The following is a 24,303-nucleotide window of genomic DNA, read 5'->3' as shown; positions in this document are numbered from 1 at the left end:
TGGGTTTCGAGAAGCCGGAGCGGAGCGGACATTTAGTCCGTGAGCACCGGAAGTCGAGAAAGCCGCGTCAGGCGACCGGCCTCATGAATTCTTCTTCGGGATTTTAGGCGCAGACGCGGTTGCGGCCTTGCCTCTTCGCCTCGTAGAGCTGGCGATCAGCGCGGCGATAGAACTCCTCCGCGGTTTCCTTGCGGTCCCAGACAGCCAGACCGACGCTGGTGGTGATCTTGAGCCGGACATTGCCGGAGAGCACCGACATGTTGGCGACCGCCTTGCGGATGCGCTCGGCAAACTTGCCCAGCAGTTCGGAGTCCATGTTGGGCGTGACCACGGCGAACTCCTCGCCGCCCAGCCGCGCCACCACGTCGTGATAGCGTGTCATGTCCTTGAGGCAGCTCGCGACGGCCTTGAGCACCTCGTCGCCGACATCATGGCCATGGGTGTCGTTGACCTGCTTGAAATGGTCGAGGTCGAGGATCATCAGCCCGACGGGCTTTTCGATGCGCCGGAACTCCTCGAGATATTCCTTCAGCGCGTCGTCGAAATAGCGCCGGTTCTGCATGCCGGTCAGGCCGTCGGTCAGCGCGGCATGCTCGAGTGTCTCCGAGCGGGCACTGAGCGATACCGTCATGGCGCGCAGCTTGCCTTCCTCCGTCGCCTGTTTGCGGATCAGCGGATAGATGAAGAAAATGCCGAAGAACAGCGCAGTGGCCAAAAGCACGCCTGTCGCGAACAGCAGCTTGTTGAGATAGATGACCTTGTCCATGCCCGAAGCCGTATGAAGCTCGGTGGCGAAGGATTGCAGCAGTCCATAGGCATGCAGCGTCACCAAGCCGGCGGCCAGGATCACGAAGATAAAGACGAAAAATGCTGATTCCGCCTTATGGAAACGCATCTGCTCCCCAATGGAAAAGTGCCCACTGACCTTATGGCATGGGCGGGCTTACGGAGGGTTAATTTGGACAACCGCAACGGGAACCTTACCTTGCAGATAAACTTTTCAGGTTGCAATGGAAACAGGCGATCAAATCGTGGTTTCCAGATCGTCACCGGGCCGCAATCTTTGCCATTCCGAGCCCAATTGATGCCTGAACCAGGTCGTTTGCCGCTTGGCATATTGCCTGGTTGCGATCTTGGCGCGCTCGATCGCCTCGGGAAAGCCAATCTCTCCAGCCATCGCGGCCTGCAGTTCGCGAACACCGATCGCTTTCATCGCCGGCAATTCGGGGTCGAGGCCGAGCGCCGATAGCCGCTTGACCTCGTCCAGTGCCCCCTTGTCCAGCATCTGGTCGAAGCGTTTTTCGATGCGGTCGACCAACGCCGCGCGGTCCGGCTCGATCACGAAGAAACGCGCGCTCTGCCTGTCGATGAGCGGCCGGCCGCGCTCCGCCTGCCATTCACGGATCGAACGGCCCGACGCATCGAGCACCTCCAGTGCCCGCACGATGCGCTGGCTGTCGGTCGGCTTCAGCAGCATGGCAGCCGCAGAATCCTGGCGCAGCAGCACGTTGTGCAGCTTGACGGCGCCCTGCTCCTTCAACTCATAGCGCCAGCGGTCACGAATCCGCTGAGGAATGTTGGGCATTTCCGAAATGCCCTCGGCAAGCGCACGGAAGTAAAGCCCGGTGCCGCCGACAAAAATAACAGGCTGTCCGGAGAGCGTACCTTCATCGATCAGCTTCATCACGTCGCGCAGCCAGGCGCCGGTGGAATAGGCTGTGGCCGGGTGGACATGGCCATAGAGAAAATGCGGCGCGCGGGCGAGGTCGGCCGCCCCCGGCCGGGCGGTCAGCACGTCGAGCACCGAATAGCCCTGCATGGAATCGGTGTTGACGACAACGGCGCCCTTGCGCTCGGCCAGCTCCAAGGCAAGGGCCGACTTGCCGCTGGCGGTCGGCCCGGCTATCAGGATCGCGTCCTTCACGCGGCCTTTGCCCGCCTGTCCGCCGGAATCGTCCATGCCGCTCATCGCCACGCTTGTTTCCCGTCCCGCCGATCGCGCATTGTCGCTTTCGCTTGCGAATATGGCGTCACGGTCGGTCGGCGCAAGCGCTGTTGTCTGGCTTGCCGACAGGATCGCCTGCGATCTTGCCTTGCCGAAAGAGGCTGACGCCGGCGATACAAGTGCCGCCCTTCGTACAGCACTCGCCACCGAACCGGTCGACGTGATCGTCCAGCCGGCGGAAACGCGCCGCAAGAAGATCCTCATCGCCGACATGGATTCGACCATGATCGACCAGGAATGCATCGACGAACTGGCCGACGAGATCGGCGTCAAGGATCATGTCGCCGCCATCACCGCGCGATCGATGAATGGAGAGATCGCGTTTGAACCGGCCTTGCGCGAGCGGGTGGCGTTGTTGAAGGGCCTCGACGCCACCGTGGTCGACCGCATCGTCGCCAATCGCCTGACTCTGGCCTCGGGCGGCGGCGCGCTGGTGCGAACCATGCGGGCCCATGGCGCCTGGACGGCGCTGGTGTCTGGCGGGTTCGAGGTCTTCACGACGCGCATCGCGGCCATGCTTGGCTTCCAGGAGAACCGCGCCAATCGCCTGCTCGAACAGGACGGCCGCTTCACCGGGCAGGTTGGCGAACCGATACTCGGCCGCGCCGCCAAGGCCGATGCGCTGATCGAGATTTCCACACGCCTCGGCCTGACGCCGACTGACGCCATTGCTGTCGGCGATGGCGCCAATGATCTCGACATGATCCGGCTGGCTGGCACCGGTGTCGCCCTCCATGCCAAGCCGACGGTGGCGGCACAGGCAAAGGTTCGCATCGACCACGGCGACTTGACAGCATTGCTCTATATGCAGGGCTACAGACAGGAAGAGTTTGTGCAATGAAACCAATGCGTACCGAGCGCCTGATCCTGCGCAACTGGGAGGATCGCGATCGCGAACTGTTCCACCGGATCAACTCCGACGAACAGGTCATGGAATTCTTTCCGTTCCGCCGCACCCGCGCGCAGGCGGACGCCAAGATGGACGAGGTCCGCGCCTGGGTCGATGAGGACGGCTATGGCTTCGCCGCGGCCGAGATTGCGGCCACCGGAGAGTGCATCGGCTTTGTCGGGATAACCGGGACAGAAGACATCGACGTCCTGCCCGCCGGCACGATCGAGATAGGCTGGCGTCTCGCCCCGGAATTCTGGGGCAAGGGCTACGTCACCGAGGCCGCCGAGGCCTGGCTCGCCTACGGTTTCGAAACGCTCGACCTGAATGAAATCGTCTCGTTCGCGGTTTACGAAAACCATCGCTCCACCGCCGTCATGAAACGCCTCGGCATGAGGTTCGACCCGGCTAGCGACTTCGACCATCCCGACATCCCTGACAGCCACCCGGCGCTCAAGCGGCATGTCCTCTACAGATTGTCGCGCAAGGACTGGCAGGCAAGAAAAAAGGCGGCTCAATAGCCGCCTTTTTTCATCTCAAAATCAGGGCACTAAAGCCTTTCCAGACTTCAGTCCATCCGGATCGTCACGAACCTGAGCTCGCCGGTCTTCGACGCCAGCATCAGCAGCGCGTTCTTGCGCCCTTGCTCCTTCAAGGCGCCAATCCGGTCCATGACGTCTTTGGGCGTGGCGACCGATTCCTGTGCGATCTCGGTGATCACCTCGCCCGGCTGGATACCGCGTTCAGCGGCAGCCGAATCCTTGGTGACATCGGTGATGACGACGCCGGAGACATCGGCGGCAATGCTGAACTTCTTGCGTGTCTCGTCGTTCAGTTCGCCGACGGTCATGCCGAGCACCGAAGCCGTCGAGACCGCCGGAGCCTTGTCGCCCTTGTTCTGGTCGGTGTTGCTGCCGTCCTCGCCGCTGGCAAGCTTTTCGCCATCTTCGAGGCGGCCGAGCGTGACCTTCACGGTCTGCTCGACGCCCTTGCGCACGATCAGCACGTCGACCGCCTTGCCGACCGGGCTTTCGGCGACCACACGCGGCAGGTCGCGCATTTCATGGATGTCCTTGCCGTCGAACTTAAGGATGACATCGCCGGCCTGGATGGTGCCGTTGTCGACCGGGCCGCCCTTGATGACGCCGGCGACCAGCGCGCCCTTGGCGGTGGCCATGCCGAGGCTCTCGRCAATGTCGTCCGTCACGGGCTGGATGCGCACGCCGAGCCAGCCGCGCCGGGTCTCGCCGAACTGGCGCAACTGGTCGACGACGCCGGAGGCGAGTTGCGAGGGGATGGAGAAGCCGATGCCGATAGAACCGCCCGACGGCGAAATGATCGCGGTGTTGATGCCGATAACCTCGCCGGCGCTGTTGAACAGCGGACCGCCGGAATTGCCGCGGTTGATCGCGGCGTCGGTCTGGATGAAATCGTCATAGGGGCCGGAATTGATGTCACGGTTGCGGGCCGAAACGATGCCGACCGTCACCGTGCCGCCGAGGCCGAACGGATTGCCGATCGCCATGACCCAGTCGCCGACGCGCATCTTGGTGGAATCGCCGAACTTCACTGCCGTCAGCTTGTGGCCCTTCGGGTCGACCTTCAGCACCGCGACATCGGTCTTGGTGTCGGTGCCGACCAGCGTCGCCTTCAAGGTGATGCCGTCCGAGAAATTGACCTCAATGTCGTCGGCATCGGCGATCACGTGGTTGTTGGTGACGACGATGCCTTGCTCCGCGTCGATGACGAAGCCGGAACCCAGCGACTGCACTTTCTGCCCGCCATTGTCCTTGTCGCCGCCACGGTTCTTGAAGAAATCGTCGAAGAAATCCTGGAAAGGCGAACCCTCGGGCAACTGCGGCATCGGCACCGCGCCCGGACCTTCCGTACCCTTCACAGTCTGAGAGGTCGAGATGTTGACCACCGCGCCGAGCAGGCCTTGCGCCAGGTCGGCGACCGAAGCAGGGCCGTCGGCGGCCAATGTCGGCGTCACGAAGGACGGGGCAGCGACGGCGCTGACAAGAAGGGCTGCCGCACCGGCGATGAGCGTCCGCCGTGCCGCGCGCAAAAGGGTATTGGATGTCATCGAGAAGCCTCCCGGTATTCTTGAAAAGAAAAGCGCTTCGACGAAAACGCCGCGTCGCGCCATGTTGGCAAAAAATACGGCACGTTTGCGGCTATGACTATCGGCAGAGGATAAATCATCCGTTATCCCGGGATCGAAGCTCGTATCCCCCGGGATCGAAACTCGCCGCCCTCACCCGCTTCGCACCAGCCAGACGATGCCGACACCGATGGCAATCGCCGCCAGCCCGGCGATCCGCAACGCATTCTCGGGCAGCGACAACACTTCAGTGGCGAGCTTCCTGGCAAGGCCTGGAAAGCCGCCATAGACCAGACCTTCTATCACAAGGACAAGGCCCATGGCGGCGAGAAAGTCCTGCACCTGCCGCTACGGGCTGGTGCTGGGCTGTGCCGCCGGCGCGGCAGGTGCCGTCGCCGGCGCGGCAGGTGCCGGTGAAACCGGCTTCGCCGGCGCCTCCTTGCCATCAGGATCGCGGAAGAACCGGAAGAACTCCGAGTTCGGCGACAGCACCATGGTCGTCCCGGTGTTGTCCAGCGCCGTGCCATAGGCGTTCATCGACCGATAGAAATCGAAGAAGGCCGGGTCGCGCTTATACGCTTCCGCGAAGGTGGCGCTGCGCTGGGCTTCGCCCTCGCCTCGCAGGATTTCCGACTCTTTGCGCGCTTCGGCAACGATCTCGACCACTTCGCGATCGGCGCGAGCCGTAATGCGCTGTGCCGCTTCGTTGCCGCGTGCCCTCAGCCGCGCAGCCTCTGCCAGGCGTTCGGCCTTCATGCGGTCGTATGTCTGCTGCGAGACTTCCGCGGTGAGATCGGTACGGCGGATGCGCACATCCTCGATCTGCAGGCCGAGCGACGTGGCGTCGGGCCGGAGCTGATCGCGGACTTCGCGCATCATTACGGCGCGCTGTTCAGAGAGCGCGGCCTCGAAATCGCGCAGACCGTATACGCGGCGCAAGGCAGCATCGAGACGCGTCCTGAGCCGGGCTTCGGCCAGTTCGATCTGACCGGACACGGCGGCACGGAAGACGCGCGGATCCGAGATGCGATAGGCGATGAAGGCATCGACCTCATAGAACTTGCCGCCCGACACCTGGACGCGGATGTTGTCGAGGTCGAAGCGCAGCACACGGTTCTCGATCAGCTGCACCGTATCGGCGTCGAAGAACGAGAACGGCGCCTTGAAGTAGATGCCGGGTTCGCTCTTGACGTCGACGATCTCGCCGAACCTGAGCACCAGCGCCTGCTGGCGCGCATTGACCACGAAGACCGACGAATAGAGCAGGAACAGGATGATCGCCACGGCGACGACGATGATGGGGAGACGATTGGCCATTACTGGTTACCTCCCGTGACGGCAGCAGGGGCGGCCGGTGCCGGCGCCTTCGGCTGCAATGCCGGCAGCGGCAGATAGGGAACGACCCCTTGCCCGTTGCCCTGTTCGACGATCACCTTGTTCGAATCCTTCAGAACTCTCTCCATGGTTTCCAGATAGAGGCGCTTGCGTGTCACATCCGGCGCCTTGGCATATTCGTCATAGACGGAGATGAAGCGCTGCGCCTCACCTTCGGCTTCCTGCACGACCCGGTTCTTGTAGGCGGCCGCGTCTTCGCGAACCTGTGCGGCCTCGCCGCGCGCCTGGCCGAGCTTCTGGTTGGAGTACTGGTTGGCCTGCTCGACGAACTTGTCCTCGTCCTGCTCGGCACGCTGCACCTCGTCGAACGCATCGGCCACCTCGCGTGGCGGTGCTGCATCCTCGATCGAGACGGCATTGACGTTGAGGCCCGCCTTGTAGCCATCCAGAGTGGTCTGAATGATCTCGCGAACCGAGGCAGCGATGCCCTGGCGGTCATCGCGGAAGATGTCTTGCGCCGGCCGGCGACCGACGGCTTCGCGCATGGCGCTTTCGGCAACCTGCCGCAGCATGCCGTCAGGATCGGAGACGTCGAACAGATAGGCCCGGGGGTCGGAGACCTGATAGGCTACGGAGAACTGGACATTGACGATGTTCTGGTCGCCCGAAAGCATCAGGCCGTTGCCGCTGGTGTTGCCGCCGCCAATGTCGACGAGTTGTTCGGAAATCTTGGCCGTTTCGACGGTTTCGAGCGGCCACCAATGGAAATGCAGGCCGGGTTGCGAGAGTTCGGCCTTCGGCTTGCCGAAGCGCAGTTCAACCGCGACCTCATCGGGCTGCACGGTGTAAACCGCCTGGAACGCCCACAGCACCACTAATGCTGCCGCAATCAGCGCGAAAATAGCCGGGCTTGCGCCACCGCCACCCGGCAGTGCGCGCCGTAGCCTGTCCTGGCCGCGGCGGATGATGTCTTCGAGATCGGGAGGCGAGCCCTGCGGGCCGCTCGGTCCCTTTGGTCCCTGCCCCCAGGGTCCCTGATTATTGCCGCCGCCGCCCCATGGGCCGCCGCCGCCGCTTTTATCGTTCCAGGGCATGAATGTCCTTTCGCATGGAATTCCCTCAAGCGCCGGTATTATGGCGCGAAATCCAGTATCGTTCTTCTATAGGGACGCCACGAGACGCTTTCAACGCGATGCGCTGCCGACTTCGTCCGATTTGGCCCGGTCGCGACCCTTTGTCGTCTTTCAATGCACGTCGCGGCGTCGCTCGTAAACCGAATAGCGCGTCGCGTGGCTGTCCTTTTCCCCCGCCGGAATCTCCTGTGAGCTGACCATACGCCAGGAATTGGGATCGATCGGCGGGAAATGCGCATCGCCGTCGACGGCTGCCAGCACATGGGTGACGTGCAGCCGGTCGGCCAGCGGCAGCGCCTGGGCGTAGATTTCGCCGCCCCCGATGACGCAGACCTCGTCCACACCGACCATGCAGCGCCCGCGCACCGTTGCCAGCTGGATCGCGGCTTCGAGTGAATGCGCCACCTCGATACCCTCGGCGCGCCAGGCCTTGTCGCGGGTGACCACGATGTTCAGTCTGCCCGGCAGTGRCCGGCCGATGCCTTCAAAGGTCTTGCGGCCCATGATGATCGGCTTGCCCATCGTGTCGGCCTTGAAGCGCTTGAGATCGGTGGACAGCCGCCAGGGCAGCCCGCCATCCCGCCCGATCAGGCCGTTCTCGGCAATGGCAACATAAATCGCGACATGCATCAGTTGGCCTCCCCGCCATTGCTGGCCGTCGGATCGAGAAGCAGGATGTCGATGTCGTGCTCGGGATAGAAATCGTCTGCCGTCATCTCGAACGTCGTCGGCCCGACCTTTTTGACATTGTCGCCGCAGAACGAAACCAGCGCTTTCGGATTAACCTTGTCGACGGTCAGCTTGAACTTGCCGATAGTGCCCGCCGCCCAGTTGCCGCCGGTGGTCAGGATATAGGCAATGCGGCTTTCGTTGTACTGGGGATAGCCGTCTGGACCATCCTTCGCCGCCTTGCGCACCGCGTTCTCGAAGGTGTCGTCCATGCAGTAACGGGTCTTGTAGCTGGCGTATTGGCCCTGGAACTTGCCGTCGAAGAAAAAGCTGACCGAAGACGTGCCGCCGACGCTCGGCTTGTAATGGTGCGAGACATGAACGTCCTTGTTGGCCGGAAAGGTCGAGCGCCACCAGTAGGTCGACCGCAATTGCCAGAACGGCGCGTAGTTGGGTTTCGCGCCGGGGCTGTCGTCAATCGTGTCCTCAATGATGATGCCGCGGTTGACCCAATCGTCGGCCACCGCTTGCGGCAGCTTTGCCAATGCGGCCTTCGCCTCGTCGCCGAACGGGTTGAACGGCACATTCTGAGCCTTCAGATCGGCACCGATGTCGATGCCGAGCGCGAACACCTTCTGCTCGAGCTGGGGCTTGGCGGCGACTCCGTCGATCGTCACCTCGAAGCCGAGAAAATTGTCGCTCTGATTTTCAGGGATCGCCGGCATCTCCTCGGGATCGCCAGAAATGTCGGGCATCGGGAAAGCGACGATCGCGTCGACATCCTTGTCGGTGTTGTTGTGGAAGACGTAGTCGACCGTCACCTTTTGCGGCGAGATGAAGAGGTCCTCGCTTTGCATCGACACGGCATCGCTGCGCGACAGGATCAGGCCGCCGGTGCCGAGCTCGGCAACCGAATCATTGGCGAATGCAGGCGCGGCTGAAAGCGCCAGCACGGCGGTCAGGACGTATCGCAACATGGAAGCCCCCTCGGCTAGAATGCCGACACGACCCTAGCCGTTTCAATGTGGCGTTTCAAAGCCCTTCCGCATCCGCGGGCGCGCCATGACGCTCTGGACTAACAGGTTTCGATCGGGCAGGAGATCGTTCCATGCGCAAGCTTCTCGTCATCGGCATCGGCGCCGGCAATCCAGACCACATGACCGTTCAGGCCATAAACGGCCTCAACCGCGCCGACGTGCTGTTCATCCCCGACAAGGGCGCGAAAAAGAACGACCTTGCCGACCTGCGCCGCCAGATCTGCGATCGCTTCGTCACCAACCCGAAGTCGCGCCGCGTCGAATTCGACGTGCCGGTGCGCGCCGAGCCGGCGCCCTCCTACCGCTCGACGGTCGACGACTGGCACGAGGCCATTGCCGCCATCTACGAAGCCCTGATCCGCGACGAGATTGCGCAGGATGGCTGCGGCGCCTTTCTGATCTGGGGCGATCCCTCGCTCTACGACAGCGCGCTGCGAATCCTCGAGCGCGTGCGCCTGAGAGGCAATGTCGCGTTCGAACTGGAGGTCATTCCAGGCATCACCGCTATCCAGGCGCTTGCCGCCAGCCACAAAATGGCGCTGAACCGCATTGGCGATTCCGTCCTCGTCACCACCGGCCGCCGCCTCTCCCAGGAGGGCCTGGCCGACAATGCCGGCAGCACCGTCGTCATGCTGGATGGAAAATGCGCGTTCAACACGCTTGCCGACAAGGATGTCGCTATCTATTGGGGCGCCTATCTCGGCACAGCGGACGAGATTATTCTCTCGGGCCGGATCGGCGATGTCGGCCCGGAGATCGAAAGGGTCCGCGAGGAAGCCCGTCTGCAAAAGGGCTGGATCATGGATACGTATCTGCTGCGCAAGCCTGGTGAGCCGCAGGACGATCGGTAATTTTCAGGAACCGAAGGTCCAAACCTAACGACCTACGCCTGCCGTCGTTTCAAAATTGCGCAGAATTCAAAGTTGTTGTGCGGCGTGGCATAGACTTGCTCGACATCCAGCCCGATGAGACCGAGATTGGAAAGTGCCTCTATGCCGTCGCGGAAGCTGTGCGGCGTAAATTGCCACGCGTGAACATCGACGTATGCCCCGCCGGAATTGTCATATTCGCTCATGGCCACGGAGACGGCAGCAATATTCTGCCGATAAACCGGCAGCCCATGATCTCCGGCCCAATGACGGGCAGCGTCATTGTGCGTGATCAGTGCTCTGTGTTCGATGACGCTCTTTAGGCAGTGAACGCTGTTGCCCCGAGCGTTGATGAAATCTGCAATTGAGCTCTCTGGAATGAAGTGATCGAAGCAATAGCGCTTGTCCGGTACAATCAGGAGGTATCTGCCTGTCGGCACGAGAATCCTCTCGACCTGTCTCAGATGGTGGATCAGATCCGGCTGATGCTCGATGCAGTGACTGCTCAGGCAGAAGTCAAACGTCTCGGCGACGATACCCAAATCGCCGGTGCTGGAGACATAGTCGATATCCACAGGGGCGGTGGAGTATGGGTAGCCGACCGCATCCGCCCTCTTGATCAGGCCCTGCTTGTCCAAGACGTCGAGATATCTGACGTTTGGACCCCGAAGCGTTGGGTTGGTGAAAGGCCCGATCTCAAGGGCTGATTTGCGTCCGACAAGGGCAGTCAGGTCGTTTCGGTGAAACTCTGTGGGGCCGGCGTCCATTCGAATTAGCCCGCGCCTGAGCAGCGGCAGCAGTCTTCTCAACAGGGGAAGCGAGGCAAGCCGAGCCCGCATTGCGCGAGGCAATAGCCGCCAGACATAGGTAAGCCGAAGCAGTACCCTCATCGCGCAGCGCCTCTTCGTGTTGAGTTGTTGCTAGTGCTGCGCTGTTTCCAAGATCATGGCCTCAGTTTCCTCGATGTATGGAGTGCTCAGGGGGCCGATCTGCTGTGCATCAACGTGTCGTCTAACCAAGAGGTGCCAATTCTAACCAAGAATCCGGAGCCGGACAACTGGCCCGCGAGCGCACAAAGCAACCGTTGCGATGATGTTGTTGGCACCGCGCTGTCGGCCTCTGGTTGGCGCCGTGAACTGGGCGTCCCATCTTCCGCTCGGCAGCTCTCACCCGGCGTCGATTTCAGCCTGCAATGCCTCCATATGCGTCGCAGCCGCAGCCGCAGCCGCGCGCTCGATGGCGCGAAAGCGGCTGACAACCGCAAGCCCCACCGCCGTCAGTTGCGCGCCGCCGCCCTTGCGACCGCCGGTCTGCGCCGCGACCAGCGGCTTGCCGAACACCCGGTTCATGTCCTCGACCAGGTCCCAGGCATGCTTGTAGGACATTTCCATGCCACGCGCGGCCGCAGAGATCGACCCGAAGGCGGCGATCTGCTCGAGAAGCTCGATTTTGCCCGGTCCGATGCGCCCGTCGGGGTCTAGATTTATCCGCAAGCTCAGCGACGGCATTTTGGCTCCTCCGCGATCACGCCCGATCCCATACTAGAAGCTCTTTAGTGATACCGCTATTCCAAAAAAACATAGCGATGGTCAGCCGTCCACTTCGACGGGCAGGCCGGCGCCGGTGTTTGCCCGGTCGAAACTCACCGTCTTGACCACCGCGAAAACCTTGCCGCCGAGCCGAAGCTTCAGCCCCTGCCGCGACTGCTCGGTGATGCGGGCAAGCACGGTTGCGCCGTTGCAGTCGATGCCGACCTCGACTGTCGCGCCCTCGCCCGGATTGATGGCGACAATGGTGCCCGGCAGAATGTTGAGCGCGCTGAGGCCTGTCGGTTTCTCCGTTGCGATCATCACGTCGCGGGCGCGGATGCGGACGCGCACCCGCGCCCCWGTCTTCATCGCCAGCCGCGGCACCCGGATCTCGCCGGCGGCCGAGCCGAGCACGGTCATGCCGAAAATCTCGTCATGGTGCAGCACCTTCGTGTCCAGCACGGCGCCGCCCTCGGCGCGCTCCTCCGCCGGCAGCAGGTCGAGCCTTTGCATCACCGCCTCTGTTGGTCCGCTGGCGATGACATGGCCTTGCGCCAGCGTCACCACGTCGGTGGCCAGCCGAGCCACCTCGGCAACCGAATGGCTGACATAGACGATCGGAATTTTCGTCTCGTCGCGCAGCCGCTCGACATAGGGCAGGATCTCGGCCTTGCGCGCCTCGTCGAGCGAGGCCAGCGGTTCGTCCATGAGCAGCAATCTGGGGCTGGCCAGCAACGCCCGGCCGATCGCCACGCGCTGCTTCTCGCCGCCCGAGAGCCTTGCCGGCCGCCTGTCCAGCAGCGGTCCAATGCCGAGCAATTCGACAACGGCATCCATCTCAGCGTAGCGCTCCGCTGCCGGCGTGAACCAGCGGCCATAGCGCAAATTGCTGGCCACGCTCATATGCGGAAACAGGCGCGCATCCTGAAACACCATGCCGATGCGGCGCTTGTGCTTTGGCACGAAAATGCTAGCGCCGGTGTCGACCAGCACCCGGCCATCGACCTCGATGCGCCCTTTGTCGGGCCGGATCAGTCCGGCGATCATATCGATCAGCGTCGTCTTGCCAGACCCGGAGGGTCCGAACAACGCCGTCAGCCGCCCGGCGCTCTCAAAGCGAACATCGAGGCTGAAATCGCCGAGGCGATGGCTGATGTCGACGAGGACGGTCATTCAATGTCCATCCGCCGTCCGACACGCCGTGCCAGCACCTCCGAAGCGACCAGTGCGGCCATCGAGATGACAATGGAGATCAGCGTCAGCCTGAGCGCGCCTTCGTCACCGCCCGGCACTTGCGTGAAGGTATAGATCGCCGACGGCAGTGTCTGCGTCTCGTTGGGGATGTTGGACACGAAGGTGATGGTCGCGCCGAACTCGCCCATCGCCTTGGCAAAAGCCAGGATGGCGCCGGCGATCAATCCGGGCAGGATCAGCGGCAGCGTGATGGTGGCGAACACCCAGTAGGGATTTGCGCCGAGCGTTCCCGCCGCCGCTTCCATCTTGCGGTCAACCGCCTCGATCGACAGCCGGATCGCGCGCACCATCAGGGGAAAGCCCATGACGCCGCAAGCGAGCGCCGCACCCGTCCAGCGAAACGAGAAGACGATGCCAAAATGCTCGGCCAGGAAGGCGCCGGCCGGCCCTCGCTTGCCGAAGGTCAGCAGCAGCAGATAGCCCGTCACCACCGGCGGCAGAATCAGCGGCAGATGGACCAGGCCATTGAGCAGCGTCTTGCCCCAGAATTGTCCTCGGGCAAGCAGCAGCGCGATCAGTATGCCCGGCGGCAGGCTGGCGAGCATCGCCACCGTCGCCACCTTGATCGACAGCCGGACCGCATTCCATTCGTCGGGAGTGAGGTCCAGCAGCCAGTTCATGCGTTGGTTTCGTACCTCAATTGCTCGGCGTCAGGACAGTAAATCCCTGCTCCTTGAACAGCGCACCAGCCTTGCCCGACTGCAGGCATTTCAGGAAAGCCGGCGTATCCTTGTCCTTCGAATCGGCGGTCTGGGCAACCGGATAGATGATCGGCGGATGCGAATCCTCCGGGAAGGTGCCGACCACCTTGACGCCCTTCTCGGCATGCGCGTCGGTGGCGTAGACGATGCCGAGGGCGGCTTCGCCGGTCGAAACCAGCTTCAGCGCCGCGCGCACATTCTCGGCCTGCGCCACCTTGCCTTCGACCGACGACCAGACACCGAGCGATTCAAGCGCGGCCTTGCCGTATTTGCCGGCCGGCACAGCCTTGAAGTCGCCCATGGCAAGCTTGCCGTCGCCAATCAGCTTGGCAAGGTCAAAACCCTTCTCGATCTTGGTTTCAACCGTCGAGTCCTTCGGCGCCACCAGCACGATCTCGTTGCCGAGCAACTTCACTTCGGTGTCCGGCTTGGTCAGCTTCTTGTCGGAGAGATATTTCATCCAGTCGAGGTCGGCCGAAATAAAGACGTCGGCAGGTGCGCCGCCCTCGATCTGCCTGGCCAGCGCCGAGCTTGCGGCGTAGGAGACGGTCGCGGCCTCGCCGACATCGGCCTCGCATGCCTTGTTCACCGCGTCGAGCGCGTCCTTGAGGCTGGCCGCGGCAAACACCACCACCTTGTCTTCGGCATGCGCGGCCGGCACTGCCGCCATCAGCGTCGCGGCAAAACCGCCAATGGCGATCGCTCCCAATCCGAAACCTTTGCGCGTCATGGAAAACTCCCCTGGGTTTGAAATCCGATCGGCTCGAAGCCTGCCAACCGATATATCCGCATGAATATAACAAGGGAAGGCCCCGTACCCCTATGCGACACCGATTGGTCTGGTAAGACGGGCAAAGAAACCCTGGAAAGGAAACTCCGATGAAAATCAGCGCCCGCAATATCCTCAAGGGAACGATCACCGAGATCGTCAAGGGAGCCACCACCTCGCATGTCAGGATCGACATTGGCGGCGCCGTCGTCACCGCTTCGATCACCAACGAGGCCGTCGCCGATCTTAAGCTCGAAAAGGGCAAGCAGGCCTATGCCGTGATCAAGGCTTCGGACGTGATGGTCGGCATCGACTGATCGGTACCTGATTTCGAGGGTGAGCCGATCGGCGGGACTTAGACCGCGATCGGCGCCTTGATGGTCGCATCGGCGACGTAGTTTTCCAGCCGGAAATCCTCGAAGCGGAAGGCGAACAGGTCCTTCACCTCGGGATTGATCCACATTGTCGGCAGCGCCCTTGGCGTGCGCTGCAATTGTTCGCGCGCCTGTTCGAAATGGTTCGCGTAGAGATGCGCGTCACCGAGCGTATGGACGAAATCACCTGGCTTCAGCCCGGTCACCTGCGCCACCATCAAAGTCAGCAGCGCGTAGGAAGCGATGTTGAACGGCACGCCGAGGAAGATATCGGCGGAGCGCTGGTAGAGCTGGCAAGAAAGCCGGCCCTCGGAAACATAGAACTGGAACAGGCAGTGGCATGGCGGCAGCGCCATGGCTTCCACTTCGGCCGGGTTCCAGGCTGAAACGATCAGCCGCCGCGATTGAGGATTGCGGCGTATCTCTTTCAAGAGATTTGCTATCTGGTCGATGGAACCGCCATGGCCATCCGGCCACGAGCGCCATTGCTTGCCGTAGACCGGGCCGAGATCACCATTCTCGTCGGCCCATTCGTCCCAGATCGAAACGCCATGGTCGGTGAGGTATTTGATGTTGGTGTCGCCGGCCAGGAACCACAGCAGTTCATGGATGATCGACTTCAAGTGCAGCTTCTTGGTGGTGGTGACGGGAAAGCCGCGCGCCAGATCGAAACGCATCTGGTAGCCAAACACGGAGCGCGTACCAGTGCCGGTGCGGTCGCCGCGATCGGCGCCGTTGTCCAGCACATGCTGCAAGAGGTCAAGATATTGGCGCATCGGTTCCGGCTCGATTCGGTTGTCCTGCCATCATAGCCGACGGACAGGAGGCCGAACACTACAAAGCGGCGCAAGCGTTGCTTGCTCCATCACTCTTTTGCAGGCGTCTGCGCCGCCCCTCATTGCCCTGCCGGGCATTTCTCCCCGTATAGCGACGGGGAGAAAGAAGCCGGCAGCAACGTCGGCGCCCTTCTTGCAACGTCGGTCGCGCGACCGTCAGAGGGAGCCGAGTTTGCCCAGGTCCTTGGCGACCAGATAGTAGAAAGTCACCCGGTTCTTGGTGTTGTCGGCGGCCATCGCCTTGCAGACCTTTTCGATCGACGCATCAGCCTTCTTGTCGTCTGATATGCCAAGCTTTTTTGACACCCAGCCGGCCTTGACGCGGTCGAGCTCCTTCGGGTCGGTGCAGGACACCAGCGAGGAATCGCGGTTCCTGAGCGCAATGCCCAGATGCTTCACGATCTTGTCGACCACGTCGGCGCTTGCCGCGGCGTCGTATTTCTTCACGTCTGCAAGATAGTCGGCCATCAGAATTCCCCTCGTCGGCGCCACGAATCTGATCGATGAGGGCTGTGGCGCGCTGCTGCAACCTGTGCGCTAGGTCGGTAACTCCTCACCGTTGCAAAGCTTCGGTTGAGACCGCGCCCAAGTCAACCCTTGGCAATGCGGTTTTGGCATGGGGACAAAGTGCCATTGCGGCCTTTCATTTTCCACCATCGGCCCCTATATTCGTTTTGTCGGCTTGACCGACTATGGCGATAAATGGGCGATGAAATAAGCCGTTCGGACCCGGGGGCGGTACCCGGCGCCTCCACCAAAAGCCGCTGCTGAGAACAGAGCGGTTTTTGCTGGGGGCGAAATAGGATCGACGAAGGTGTAAAGATCGTACTTTTGCCCGGCATTGTACCACCGTCATCGGGCTAAACTTATAGTTGCCAACGACAACTATGCGGAAGCACGTCTCGCTGCTTAATGCGGTGCGATAGCTTCAATTCAAGTCCTAGAGGTTCGCACTTCTAGGCGGGGTTCGGAGGTACCTGGCAACAGAAACCTCCACTTCTCCCCCCTTCAATACGCTTCACGCGCAACGGCAGCTTCGGCTGATCAGCCCCTTTGCACCGCCATGGCCGCGAAGGGCGCAGCCCCGCGTGCCCGTCTCCATGGACAAAAGATGCAAAACGATTCAGATCGATTCTTCGTGCTGACCGGTGGTCCCGGCTCCGGCAAGACCACCTTGATCGAAGCCTTGCGCCAGGCAGGCTTTGCCACCTCGGTCGAAGCCGGCCGCGGCATCATCCGCGACCAGTCCGCCATAGGCGGGACTGCCCTGCCCTGGCATGATCGCGCGCTGTTTGCCGAGTTGATGCTGTCGTGGGAGATGCGCTCCCATCAGGTCGCGTGCGAACCCTCAGGCCCGGTCTTTTTTGATCGCGGCGTACCGGACACGCTTGGTTATCTGCGCCTGACCGACCTGCCCGTTCCCGAGCACGTCATGCATGCCGCCGAACGCTTCCGCTATGCCAAGCGCGTCTTCATTGCTCCGCCATGGCCTGACATCTTCACGCAGGATGCCGAGAGAAAGCAGACGCTCGACGAGGCCGAGCGCACCTATCATGCGCTGGTCGGCGTCTATACGGAACTGGGTTATGAGCTGGTCCCGCTGCCATTGGCGCCGATCGAGGTCCGGCTGCGATTTGTGCTGGCCGAGGCAGGATTGAGATAAAAAAGGCCGGGCGAGCCCGGCCTTTTCGTGGATTGTAATTGTTATTCCGCCGGCGCCTCAACAGCTTCGCGCGAGCGGCCGAGCGTGACCTTGGCCAGCGTGAAGGAGATCACCGCACAGAGCGTGATGCCGGCCACCATCGGCAGCGGCGTACCGTCGAAGAACACCCCGGCGACGCCCATGGCCACCGCACCGATGGCGAAGTGCAGCGTGCCCATCAATGCCGAAGCCGTGCCGGCGATCTCGCCATGCTCTTCCATGGCCAGCACCGAGGTGGTCGGGATGACCAGGCCGAGGAAGCCGTAGCCGACGAACAGCAATGCCGCCATCACGTCGAGCCGGTCGATACCTGTGGCCATCACCGCGAACAGCATCACCATCGTCGTGGCGTAGCCAGTCACCGCGACACGCACCACGCGCCGCAGCCCGAAGCGCTCGGCCAGCAGACCCGTCAGCTGCGACATGCCGATGAAGGCGACCGCATTGATCGAGAAGAACACGCTGTAGACCGAAGGCGAAAGCCCGTAGTGGTCGATCAGGATGAACGACGAGCTCGACAGATAGACGAAGAAGCTCGCAATGCCGAAACCGGCGATCGCCACCAGACCGAGGAAGTTGCGATCACCCATCAGGAAGCGGTAGCCGGAAAGCGCGGTTGCAAAGGAGGAACCGGCGCGGTCTTCCACCGGCCGCGTCTCCTTGAGCGAAGTCGCCAACAGGATGGTGGCAAGCACTGCCGCACCCGTCACCGTCCAGAACACCGCGCGCCAGCCGAAATTCTCGATGATCTGGCTGCCGGTCAGCGGCGCCAGGATCGGCGACACCGAAAACACCAGCATCAGCAGCGACATCAGCTTGGCAGCCTCATTGCCTGTGTGCAGGTCACGCACGATGGCTCGTGGAATGGCCATGCCGGCGCTGGCGCCAAGGCCCTGCAGAAAGCGGAAAGCGATCAGCCATTCGATGGTCGGCGCCATTGCCGAACCAATGCCGCCGATCATGAACAGCGCAAGGCCGCCATAGAGCGGCAGCTTGCGGCCGACCATGTCGGAGATCGGCCCAACGACGATTTGGCCAAAACCCATCGACAGGAAGAAGATCAACAGGCTCATCTGCACGGCAGCGGTGCCGGCGTGCAGATCCGCGCCGATCGAAGGCAGCGCCGGAAGATACATGTCGATGGCGAACGGGCCGATGGCGGACAACAAGCCGAGCACGACCGCAATGCGGAGGAATTTGGGACTCATGATAAAGGCTTCTTTCGAATCTGGTTGCCGCCGCGGGCCGGCGGGTAACCCAAGGACGTTCCATCCCCTGAAATTCCGACTCTCCAAGAGCGAATTCTCTTCGTCTCTCCGGAGCGAAATCTCTTCGTATTGTGTCCACAAATTTAGACACTCTTGTCTAATTCGTCAATCACCTCTATATAGATTTCTATGAAGCTGCACGTTTCTCCTGACACTTTCCCGCCACGTGGCCATGAGGCCAAGCGCATATCGATCGTCGACGCCGCAGCTGGAGTCTTCTGTCGCGAAGGTTATGCCGGCGCCAACATCGACCTGATCGCGGTCGAGGCCGGCGTCTCACGCCAGACCGTCTATAACCATCATGGCGACAAGGAAAAATTGTTCGTCGCCGTGGTGCGCGATCTGACCGAGCGCTGCAATACCGGCATTTTCGCCACCATCGCCACCTTCCCCGATCAGCCCAAGGACCTCGAAGCCGATCTGATCGGCTTTGCCGTACGCTTGAACCAGAACTGCATCTGCAACCGCGACGGAAAATTCCTGCGCAAGCTGATCCAGACCGAAGGCGAGCGCTATCCCGAACTGTTTGCAGAATGGCTGGAACAGGGCCCAGGCCGGACCTGGCCGGCAATCGCCGCCCGCTTCGCGCGGCTGGCTTATGGCGGTTACCTCGCGATCGAGGATCCCGATGTAGCGGCACGCCAGTTTCTCGGCCTCGTCAATGCCGAGCTGCAAACGACCTTCATGCTCGGCGGCACGCCGCGCGAGGACGAGGTGCTCCAGTCGGCGACCAATGGCGTGCGCACCTTCCTGCGTGCGTTTGGCAAGCGCCGGTCCGTCGCATCGGTTGAAAAGCAGGCCGCGCTGGCCAGCGCCTGAGCGATCAAATCGTCGGCAATAGTCCTCGTCTCGGTGCGGAGGTGATCTATATGCGGTTTACGCCGCGCTCAAGCTTGATTACAGCTATGCGGACGATTCAACGGAACCCGACCGCCACATGGCCGACGACCACATCCGCTACGACATTCTCGCCCAGGAGGCGTTGCGCGGCGTCATGCGCAAGGTCCTGGCCGAAGTCGCGCGCACCGGCCTCCCCGGCAACCACCACTTTTTCATCACATTCCTGACCGGCGCGCCGGGCGTGCGCGTGTCGTCGCGGCTGCGCGAGCGCTATCCCGAGCAGATGACCATCGTCATCCAGTTCCAGTATTGGGACCTGAAGGTGACCGACACCGGCTTCGAGGTCGGCCTGTCCTTCTCCGACGTGCCGGAGAAACTCGAAATCCCCTTCTCGGCCGTGCGCGGCTTCTATGATCCTTCGGTCAATTTCGAACTCGAATTCGACGTCAAGACGGACGGTGTGGCAGCCGAGGAACTAGCCGCTGAAGCCTCGCCCGAGCCGCTGACCATCGTCTCCGAGAAAAAGCCGAAGGCCGAGAAGAAGGCCGCCGCCGCCGAGTCGGAGAAGAAGCCCGCCGCTGCCGACGCCGCCACCAAGGGCGCCGAAGTGGTCTCGCTCGACGCCTTCCGCAAGAAATAGTCCWCGCCTCGCGCCATGGCCGACATCGTCAACCTCCGCCAGGCCCGCAAGCAGAAGGCGCGGGACGAGAAACTGCGCGTCGCCGAACAGAACCGGGCGCTGCACGGTCGTTCCAAGGTCGAAAAGGAACGCGACCGCATGATCGCCGACAAGAGCGACAAATTCGTCGCTGGCCACCGTCGCGAACCCTTTGGCGATAAAGACAACCAGAGCATCGGACTGAAAAGCGCGCGGCGGCTTCGGGATGAATCCGATGCTTAGAGCAAAATGAGCACTCCGCCGTGAGCGCCGTCGAAAAGCGCTCGGTGACCATTCGCGGTCACCGCACCAGCTATTCGCTGGAAAAGCCCTTCTATGACGATCTCGTCGGGATCGCGGCGACCAGGAAGCTGACGCTCGCCGCTCTTGTCGCCGAAGTCGACGAGACGCGGCCCCGCGACACCAACCTGTCCTCGGCGCTCCGGCTCGTTGTCCTGGAGTGGGCAAAGCGCGGCGCCGGCTAAATCTTTGTCTTTACGCACTTCCGGACGGAAACCGCTAGACACTTCCCGGAAACGGCGAACCGCTCTAACTCGTTGTTTGAAGCACTTTCGGACGGAAAACCGCTAAACCCTTTTCCTGGAATTGCTCCTAGAGGCTCTCGACCGCGTCCGCCTTTTTCCTGCGTCTGGTGCCGAAACCAAGCAGGGTCGAGCGATCGCGTTCCTCGGCCTGTTTCCTCGACCGCACGCGCATCAGATCCTTCCAGCCGACATAACCGACCAGCTGCAGGCCCTCTCGGGTGACGACGGGCAGATGGGACACGTTGGCCAGCAGCAGCTTGTCGGAGAGACCCTCCAGATATTCATCCGGATAGGCCAGCGTGATCTTGCTGCCGGCCAGCAGCTCGCCAAGCGTCGTGGTACGGTGCCTGCCGGCGCGTCTCCAGCGCAGGATTGCCGGCGGATCGATGAGACCGATCACATGCCCGTTCTCGTCGACGACGGGAAAGCTCGGATGCCGCGTTTCCGGCGCCGTCAGGAACGCCGCCGCGCCATGCAGCGTCATCGTCGCCGGCACGCTCTCGACCTGAGAGGTCATCACCTCGCGCACCCTGGTCAGGGCGAAGGGATCGACACGGTATTCGCGAACCAGATGGTGTCCCCTTCTGGCGATCTTCTCGGTCAGGATCGAACGCTTCATCAAAAGGACGGTGACGGCATGTGCCGCCGCGCAGGCCGCGATCAGCGGCACCAGCATGTGCGTGTTGCCGGTCAGCTCGACGGCAAAGAAGGTTGCGGTCAGCGGCGCCCGCATCGTGCCGCCCATGGTGGCGGCCATGGCAAGCAGCGCCCAGAAGCCCGGATCGGCCGCAGGCAGAATGCCGGCGAGCACCGCTCCCATCGCACCGCCCATGATCAGCAGCGGTGCCAGCACGCCCCCGGACGTTCCCGAACCGAGCGCCACCGACCAGATGATGGCTTTCACCACAAGGAGGATAAGTGCCGCGGTGGCGACCGTGCGGCCATCCAGCATGTCGGTGATGTTGTCATAGCCGACGCCGAGCGCCTGCGGCTCGATCAGTCCGCCTATGCCGACCACCAGGCCACCCAGCATCGGCCACCACATCCAGTGAATGGGCAGCTTCTGGAAGCCGTCCTCGCAGGCATAGACCATCTGCGTCAGCAGCCCCGACAACAGGCCGGCCGCCACTCCGATCGAGACCCAGCCGGCAAGGCCGATAAAGGACACCTCCATGCCGCCCTGAAACGGAAAGATCGGGCCCGGCAGATGCAGCATGGTGCGCTCGACCTCGGCAATGATTGCCGCGACCGCCACGGGAATGAAGCTGCGCGGAGTCCATTCGAAAAGCAGCAGTTCGACCGCCAGCATGATGGCCGCGATCGGTGTGCCGAAGACCGTGGTCATGCCGGCCGCCGCACCTGCCACCAGCAGCGTCTTGCGCTCATTGTCGCTGACCGGCAGCATTTGTGCGATCAGCGAGCCGATCGCGCCGCCCGTCATGATGATCGGGCCCTCGGCCCCGAACGGGCCGCCCGAGCCGATCGAAATCGCCGACGACAGCGGCTTCAGGATCGCAACCTTGGCGTCGAGCCTCGAGCGCCCGAGCAGGATCGCCTCGATGGCCTCCGGAATACCGTGGCCGCGGATCTTCTCGCTGCCGAAGCGCGCCATCACGCCGATGATCAGCGCGCCGATCACCGGGACGACAACAGAGGCATAACCCAAAGGCGTGTCCTGCAGCTTCATATCGGCAAGCGTGAACTGGCCAAAATAGGCAATGTTGGTGGCAAGACGGATCAGTTTCAAAAGCGCGATGCCGGCAAACAGCCCCGCAGTCGCCACCACCACGGCGATGGCGGCGACCAGCAGCACCCTGGCATCGGTGGTGAAATCCCTGAGATCACCGGGATTGGAGTGATTGGGCTTCATGACGGACTTTGCTTTCTGGCGGCGAGCCGTATCTCGCGGCATGGTCGAGGCGGCCAGCCGGCTTTGTCGGCTGGCTATGTATCGTAAGACGATATAAATATTCAAGCCGGTTTTGCGCGAAATCCGTTTGAGCTTTCCTGGAAAACGAACAAATGTCTGGTATGACGCAGCCGCAGAAACCACGCCCCGCCATCAAGCAGTCCGACTACCAGCGGCTGTCCGAATTTCGCTACCTGATCCGCCGCTTCCTCGAATTCAGCCAGATCCAGGCGGAAGACGCCGGCCTGACGCCGCGCCAGCATCAGGCGTTGCTTGCAATCAAGGGATTCCCGGGCGGCGGACCGGTGACGGTTGGCGATCTGGCGGAGCGCCTGCGCATTCGTCATCACAGCGCCGTCGAGCTGGTCAACCGCCTTTGCGAGGCAGGACTGGTGGCAAGGGATCAGGACAAGGATGACCATCGCCGCGTGCTGCTGCGGCTGACCGAGCGCGCCGACGATTGCCTGGCCGAGCTGTCGGCAGCACATCTCGACGAGCTGTCACGCATCGAACCCATGCTCAAGCGCCTGCTCGTCCGTGAGTGACGCACCGGTGTCGTGGCGGCACGGCACCGAATAATTCCTGGCACCCCGAATCCTCGGGCTTCCCGGGAACGTCTCGACAGGAGTGGGCCGGCAAGGCGAAACACGATTCAAGGAACAACCACGATGAAACGCCACCTGATACGCTACAAGACCAAGCCGGAGCTGGCCGATGAGAACGAGCGCCTGATCAAGGCCGTATTCCAGGAACTGAGCGATAAATCTCCGGACGGCGTTCGCTATATGACCTTGCGGGCCGGCGACGGGACCTTTGTCCATCTGGTCGAAACGGAAACTGATGCCCATGCCGAACTCATCACCGGGCTTGCGGCATTCGAGGCCTTTCAGAACGGCATCCGGGACCGTTGCGTTGAGCGCCCCCAACGTGACGAAATGACCGTCGTAGGCAGCTATCGGATGCTGGGCGAGTAGTCGGGATAGAGGCGCATGAACATCCCTGGCGATATCCGCGATCCCTTCGATCGCTTGTTCGGGGAATTGCGGCCCAAGCTGCACCGCTACTGCGCCCGCATGACGGGCTCGGCCATCGACGGTGAAGACGTGCTGCAGGAAGCCCTGGCCAAGGCGTTCGAAGCGCTGCCCGACACCGGCCCGATAGCGAATCCGGAAGGCTGGCTGTTCCGCATCGCCCACAATGCGGCGCTTGATTTCCTGCGCCGTCGCGCCCGTGAAAAGGCCTTTTCCGATGAGTATCCGGACATGATCGTCGACCCGGCCAATCCCACCGTCGATCGTCAGGCCGCGGCCGCCGGCCTGCACACCTTCATGCGCCTTCCCGTCGCACAGCGAAGCAGCATCATCATGATGGATGTCCTGGGCTATTCGCTGCAGGAGATCAGCGCCATGCTCGACACCAGCATTCCGGCCATCAAGGCGGCGCTGCATCGTGGCCGCGGCCGCCTGCGCCAGCTCGCCGATGAACCCGAGGATCGCCCTTCCCCCAGGCTGAGTGCGTCCGAACGCCTGCTCCTCGACGCCTACATCGATCGCTTCAACGCCCGCGATTTCGATGCGGTGCGCGACATGCTGGCGGACGAGGTGCGGCTGGAACTGGTGGCCAGGGCGCGGCTGAATGGCCGCGGGCAAGTGGGCACCTATTTCCGCAATTATTCGTCGGTCCAGGATTGGCGTTTCGTGCCGGGCTTCGTCGAAGGCAGGCCGGCAGTCCTTGTCTGCGATCCAAATGACCTGACGGTGCGGCCTTCCTACTTCGTGCTGCTGGGATGGCAGGCGGGCAGGCTTGCCGCCATTCGCGATTTTCGTCACGCTCGCTACGTTGCGGACAGCGCCGAGATGTCCGTCCTCTGAGGCAAT

At 62.3% G+C, this 24,303-nt stretch carries 29 protein-coding genes and 1 other RNA gene; 13 read left to right on the top strand and 17 right to left on the bottom strand.

Going from position 1 to position 24,303, the window contains the following annotated elements; translation table 11 throughout:
* Positions 1-103: 103 nt before the first annotated feature.
* Positions 104-895, bottom strand: a complete 792-nt coding sequence (locus AC1DZP_RS10720; protein WP_095087133.1) for a GGDEF domain-containing protein — start codon at positions 893-895, stop codon at positions 104-106.
* A gap of 129 nt (positions 896-1,024) precedes the next feature.
* Positions 1,025-1,969, bottom strand: a complete 945-nt coding sequence (gene miaA, locus AC1DZP_RS10715) for a tRNA (adenosine(37)-N6)-dimethylallyltransferase MiaA (protein WP_477302147.1) — start codon at positions 1,967-1,969, stop codon at positions 1,025-1,027.
* On the opposite strand from miaA, the gene serB reads away from it, so the two are divergent.
* Together serB and AC1DZP_RS10705 are read left to right on the top strand one after the other, a co-directional pair.
* On the top strand, positions 1,959-2,846 hold the full coding sequence (gene serB, locus AC1DZP_RS10710; protein WP_477302145.1) for a phosphoserine phosphatase SerB: 888 nt from the start codon (positions 1,959-1,961) through the stop codon (positions 2,844-2,846). The two genes, miaA and serB, sit on opposite strands and share 11 nt — an antisense overlap.
* Positions 2,843-3,415, top strand: a complete 573-nt coding sequence (locus tag AC1DZP_RS10705) for a GNAT family N-acetyltransferase (protein ID WP_477302143.1) — start codon at positions 2,843-2,845, stop codon at positions 3,413-3,415. The genes serB and AC1DZP_RS10705 overlap by 4 nt, the downstream gene beginning before the upstream one ends.
* Before the next feature lie 47 nt (positions 3,416-3,462).
* On the opposite strand, the gene AC1DZP_RS10700 is transcribed toward AC1DZP_RS10705, so the two are convergent.
* The 6 genes from AC1DZP_RS10700 to AC1DZP_RS10675 all read right to left on the bottom strand — a co-directional run bounded on the left by AC1DZP_RS10700 (position 3,463) and on the right by AC1DZP_RS10675 (position 9,112).
* Entirely contained in the window at positions 3,463-4,980 is a 1,518-nt protein-coding gene (locus AC1DZP_RS10700; RefSeq protein ID WP_477302141.1) for a DegQ family serine endoprotease, read from the bottom strand.
* Between the two features lie 171 nt (positions 4,981-5,151).
* Positions 5,152-5,340, bottom strand: coding sequence for a DUF2065 domain-containing protein (locus tag AC1DZP_RS10695; RefSeq protein WP_095087125.1), 189 nt, complete (start codon positions 5,338-5,340; stop codon positions 5,152-5,154).
* A gap of 6 nt (positions 5,341-5,346) precedes the next feature.
* Complete coding sequence (gene hflC / locus AC1DZP_RS10690; RefSeq protein ID WP_095087123.1) at positions 5,347-6,315, bottom strand: protease modulator HflC; 969 nt, start codon at positions 6,313-6,315, stop codon at positions 5,347-5,349.
* The gene (gene hflK / locus AC1DZP_RS10685) at positions 6,315-7,427 is read right to left on the bottom strand and encodes an FtsH protease activity modulator HflK (RefSeq protein WP_095087121.1); all 1,113 of its coding nucleotides are present in this window, start codon (positions 7,425-7,427) and stop codon (positions 6,315-6,317) included. The genes hflC and hflK overlap by 1 nt, the downstream gene beginning before the upstream one ends.
* Before the next feature lie 150 nt (positions 7,428-7,577).
* Complete coding sequence (locus AC1DZP_RS10680; RefSeq protein WP_477302139.1) at positions 7,578-8,096, bottom strand: dihydrofolate reductase; 519 nt, start codon at positions 8,094-8,096, stop codon at positions 7,578-7,580.
* Complete coding sequence (locus tag AC1DZP_RS10675) at positions 8,096-9,112, bottom strand: DUF4424 domain-containing protein (protein WP_477302137.1); 1,017 nt, start codon at positions 9,110-9,112, stop codon at positions 8,096-8,098. The genes AC1DZP_RS10680 and AC1DZP_RS10675 overlap by 1 nt, the downstream gene beginning before the upstream one ends.
* Positions 9,113-9,243: 131 nt before the next feature.
* Here AC1DZP_RS10675 and cobF point away from each other — a divergent pair, with 131 nt between their 5' ends.
* Positions 9,244-10,023, top strand: a complete 780-nt coding sequence (cobF, locus tag AC1DZP_RS10670; protein ID WP_457153340.1) for a precorrin-6A synthase (deacetylating) — start codon at positions 9,244-9,246, stop codon at positions 10,021-10,023.
* A gap of 32 nt (positions 10,024-10,055) precedes the next feature.
* On the opposite strand, the gene AC1DZP_RS10665 is transcribed toward cobF, so the two are convergent.
* The 5 genes from AC1DZP_RS10665 to modA all read right to left on the bottom strand — a co-directional run bounded on the left by AC1DZP_RS10665 (position 10,056) and on the right by modA (position 14,255).
* Positions 10,056-10,808 (bottom strand): methyltransferase domain-containing protein, encoded by a 753-nt coding sequence (locus AC1DZP_RS10665; protein ID WP_477302135.1) that lies wholly within the window; start codon positions 10,806-10,808, stop codon positions 10,056-10,058.
* 399 nt (positions 10,809-11,207) lie between these two features.
* Positions 11,208-11,549, bottom strand: coding sequence for a winged helix-turn-helix domain-containing protein (locus AC1DZP_RS10660; protein WP_095087111.1), 342 nt, complete (start codon positions 11,547-11,549; stop codon positions 11,208-11,210).
* Between the two features lie 81 nt (positions 11,550-11,630).
* Complete coding sequence (gene modC / locus AC1DZP_RS10655; protein WP_477302133.1) at positions 11,631-12,743, bottom strand: molybdenum ABC transporter ATP-binding protein; 1,113 nt, start codon at positions 12,741-12,743, stop codon at positions 11,631-11,633.
* Complete coding sequence (gene modB, locus AC1DZP_RS10650; RefSeq protein ID WP_477286977.1) at positions 12,740-13,444, bottom strand: molybdate ABC transporter permease subunit; 705 nt, start codon at positions 13,442-13,444, stop codon at positions 12,740-12,742. The genes modC and modB overlap by 4 nt, the downstream gene beginning before the upstream one ends.
* Positions 13,445-13,460: 16 nt before the next feature.
* Positions 13,461-14,255: a molybdate ABC transporter substrate-binding protein gene (gene modA, locus AC1DZP_RS10645; protein ID WP_477302130.1), complete on the bottom strand. Its 795-nt coding sequence runs from the start codon at positions 14,253-14,255 to the stop codon at positions 13,461-13,463.
* 149 nt (positions 14,256-14,404) lie between these two features.
* Between modA and AC1DZP_RS10640 the strand changes: the two genes are divergently transcribed.
* Complete coding sequence (locus AC1DZP_RS10640; RefSeq protein ID WP_095087103.1) at positions 14,405-14,611, top strand: TOBE domain-containing protein; 207 nt, start codon at positions 14,405-14,407, stop codon at positions 14,609-14,611.
* Between the two features lie 38 nt (positions 14,612-14,649).
* Here the strand turns inward: AC1DZP_RS10640 and AC1DZP_RS10635 are convergent, their stop codons facing one another.
* Together AC1DZP_RS10635 and AC1DZP_RS10630 are read right to left on the bottom strand one after the other, a co-directional pair.
* Entirely contained in the window at positions 14,650-15,444 is a 795-nt protein-coding gene (locus tag AC1DZP_RS10635; RefSeq protein WP_477227035.1) for a thymidylate synthase, read from the bottom strand.
* Between the two features lie 216 nt (positions 15,445-15,660).
* Positions 15,661-15,972: a DUF2853 family protein gene (locus tag AC1DZP_RS10630; protein WP_095087099.1), complete on the bottom strand. Its 312-nt coding sequence runs from the start codon at positions 15,970-15,972 to the stop codon at positions 15,661-15,663.
* Positions 15,973-16,141: 169 nt separating this feature from the next.
* On the opposite strand from AC1DZP_RS10630, the gene ssrA reads away from it, so the two are divergent.
* Positions 16,142-16,502, top strand: a transfer-messenger RNA (tmRNA) gene (ssrA, locus tag AC1DZP_RS10625).
* 113 nt (positions 16,503-16,615) lie between these two features.
* Complete coding sequence (locus tag AC1DZP_RS10620; protein ID WP_477302128.1) at positions 16,616-17,167, top strand: AAA family ATPase; 552 nt, start codon at positions 16,616-16,618, stop codon at positions 17,165-17,167.
* Positions 17,168-17,208: 41 nt separating this feature from the next.
* Here the strand turns inward: AC1DZP_RS10620 and AC1DZP_RS10615 are convergent, their stop codons facing one another.
* Positions 17,209-18,414: a multidrug effflux MFS transporter gene (locus AC1DZP_RS10615; RefSeq protein WP_477302126.1), complete on the bottom strand. Its 1,206-nt coding sequence runs from the start codon at positions 18,412-18,414 to the stop codon at positions 17,209-17,211.
* Between the two features lie 189 nt (positions 18,415-18,603).
* On the opposite strand from AC1DZP_RS10615, the gene AC1DZP_RS10610 reads away from it, so the two are divergent.
* The 4 genes from AC1DZP_RS10610 (at position 18,604) to AC1DZP_RS10595 (ending at position 20,457) form a co-directional block, all read left to right on the top strand.
* Positions 18,604-19,293 (top strand): TetR/AcrR family transcriptional regulator, encoded by a 690-nt coding sequence (locus AC1DZP_RS10610; protein WP_095087095.1) that lies wholly within the window; start codon positions 18,604-18,606, stop codon positions 19,291-19,293.
* Positions 19,294-19,411: 118 nt separating this feature from the next.
* Positions 19,412-19,954 (top strand): SspB family protein, encoded by a 543-nt coding sequence (locus AC1DZP_RS10605; RefSeq protein ID WP_477302124.1) that lies wholly within the window; start codon positions 19,412-19,414, stop codon positions 19,952-19,954.
* A gap of 15 nt (positions 19,955-19,969) precedes the next feature.
* Entirely contained in the window at positions 19,970-20,215 is a 246-nt protein-coding gene (locus tag AC1DZP_RS10600) for a DUF4169 family protein (protein ID WP_477302122.1), read from the top strand.
* 20 nt (positions 20,216-20,235) lie between these two features.
* Positions 20,236-20,457, top strand: coding sequence for a ribbon-helix-helix domain-containing protein (locus AC1DZP_RS10595; RefSeq protein ID WP_477302120.1), 222 nt, complete (start codon positions 20,236-20,238; stop codon positions 20,455-20,457).
* A gap of 127 nt (positions 20,458-20,584) precedes the next feature.
* Here AC1DZP_RS10595 and AC1DZP_RS10590 read toward each other — a convergent pair whose 3' ends face one another.
* Positions 20,585-22,387, bottom strand: a complete 1,803-nt coding sequence (locus AC1DZP_RS10590) for a chloride channel protein (protein WP_477302118.1) — start codon at positions 22,385-22,387, stop codon at positions 20,585-20,587.
* A 152-nt stretch (positions 22,388-22,539) separates the two neighbouring features.
* Here AC1DZP_RS10590 and AC1DZP_RS10585 point away from each other — a divergent pair, with 152 nt between their 5' ends.
* From AC1DZP_RS10585 to AC1DZP_RS10575, 3 genes are all read left to right on the top strand, one after another.
* Complete coding sequence (locus AC1DZP_RS10585) at positions 22,540-22,971, top strand: MarR family winged helix-turn-helix transcriptional regulator (RefSeq protein ID WP_477302116.1); 432 nt, start codon at positions 22,540-22,542, stop codon at positions 22,969-22,971.
* 123 nt (positions 22,972-23,094) lie between these two features.
* Positions 23,095-23,400: a hypothetical protein gene (locus tag AC1DZP_RS10580; protein ID WP_477227026.1), complete on the top strand. Its 306-nt coding sequence runs from the start codon at positions 23,095-23,097 to the stop codon at positions 23,398-23,400.
* Between the two features lie 15 nt (positions 23,401-23,415).
* Positions 23,416-24,297, top strand: a complete 882-nt coding sequence (locus AC1DZP_RS10575) for a sigma-70 family RNA polymerase sigma factor (protein WP_477302114.1) — start codon at positions 23,416-23,418, stop codon at positions 24,295-24,297.
* The last annotated feature ends 6 nt before the right edge of the window (positions 24,298-24,303 follow it).

This window comes from Mesorhizobium sp. P2_F8, from assembly GCF_056403655.1.
Note: the sequence above shows the minus strand (reverse complement) of the source record. Positions and strands in the feature narration are given on the sequence as shown.

Coding starts and splice junctions, on each gene's coding strand:
- AC1DZP_RS10720 (WP_095087133.1), bottom strand. CDS start 895: ATGCGTTTCCATAAGGCGGAATCAGCATTTTTCGTCTTTATCTTCGTG.
- serB (WP_477302145.1), top strand. CDS start 1,959: ATGCCGCTCATCGCCACGCTTGTTTCCCGTCCCGCCGATCGCGCATTG.
- miaA (WP_477302147.1), bottom strand. CDS start 1,969: ATGAGCGGCATGGACGATTCCGGCGGACAGGCGGGCAAAGGCCGCGTG.
- AC1DZP_RS10705 (WP_477302143.1), top strand. CDS start 2,843: ATGAAACCAATGCGTACCGAGCGCCTGATCCTGCGCAACTGGGAGGAT.
- hflC (WP_095087123.1), bottom strand. CDS start 6,315: ATGGCCAATCGTCTCCCCATCATCGTCGTCGCCGTGGCGATCATCCTG.
- hflK (WP_095087121.1), bottom strand. CDS start 7,427: ATGCCCTGGAACGATAAAAGCGGCGGCGGCGGCCCATGGGGCGGCGGC.
- AC1DZP_RS10675 (WP_477302137.1), bottom strand. CDS start 9,112: ATGTTGCGATACGTCCTGACCGCCGTGCTGGCGCTTTCAGCCGCGCCT.
- cobF (WP_457153340.1), top strand. CDS start 9,244: ATGCGCAAGCTTCTCGTCATCGGCATCGGCGCCGGCAATCCAGACCAC.
- AC1DZP_RS10665 (WP_477302135.1), bottom strand. CDS start 10,808: ATGGACGCCGGCCCCACAGAGTTTCACCGAAACGACCTGACTGCCCTT.
- AC1DZP_RS10660 (WP_095087111.1), bottom strand. CDS start 11,549: ATGCCGTCGCTGAGCTTGCGGATAAATCTAGACCCCGACGGGCGCATC.
- modB (WP_477286977.1), bottom strand. CDS start 13,444: ATGAACTGGCTGCTGGACCTCACTCCCGACGAATGGAATGCGGTCCGG.
- modA (WP_477302130.1), bottom strand. CDS start 14,255: ATGACGCGCAAAGGTTTCGGATTGGGAGCGATCGCCATTGGCGGTTTT.
- AC1DZP_RS10640 (WP_095087103.1), top strand. CDS start 14,405: ATGAAAATCAGCGCCCGCAATATCCTCAAGGGAACGATCACCGAGATC.
- AC1DZP_RS10635 (WP_477227035.1), bottom strand. CDS start 15,444: ATGCGCCAATATCTTGACCTCTTGCAGCATGTGCTGGACAACGGCGCC.
- AC1DZP_RS10630 (WP_095087099.1), bottom strand. CDS start 15,972: ATGGCCGACTATCTTGCAGACGTGAAGAAATACGACGCCGCGGCAAGC.
- AC1DZP_RS10620 (WP_477302128.1), top strand. CDS start 16,616: ATGCAAAACGATTCAGATCGATTCTTCGTGCTGACCGGTGGTCCCGGC.
- AC1DZP_RS10615 (WP_477302126.1), bottom strand. CDS start 18,414: ATGAGTCCCAAATTCCTCCGCATTGCGGTCGTGCTCGGCTTGTTGTCC.
- AC1DZP_RS10610 (WP_095087095.1), top strand. CDS start 18,604: ATGAAGCTGCACGTTTCTCCTGACACTTTCCCGCCACGTGGCCATGAG.
- AC1DZP_RS10605 (WP_477302124.1), top strand. CDS start 19,412: ATGGCCGACGACCACATCCGCTACGACATTCTCGCCCAGGAGGCGTTG.
- AC1DZP_RS10600 (WP_477302122.1), top strand. CDS start 19,970: ATGGCCGACATCGTCAACCTCCGCCAGGCCCGCAAGCAGAAGGCGCGG.
- AC1DZP_RS10590 (WP_477302118.1), bottom strand. CDS start 22,387: ATGAAGCCCAATCACTCCAATCCCGGTGATCTCAGGGATTTCACCACC.
- AC1DZP_RS10585 (WP_477302116.1), top strand. CDS start 22,540: ATGTCTGGTATGACGCAGCCGCAGAAACCACGCCCCGCCATCAAGCAG.
- AC1DZP_RS10580 (WP_477227026.1), top strand. CDS start 23,095: ATGAAACGCCACCTGATACGCTACAAGACCAAGCCGGAGCTGGCCGAT.
- AC1DZP_RS10575 (WP_477302114.1), top strand. CDS start 23,416: ATGAACATCCCTGGCGATATCCGCGATCCCTTCGATCGCTTGTTCGGG.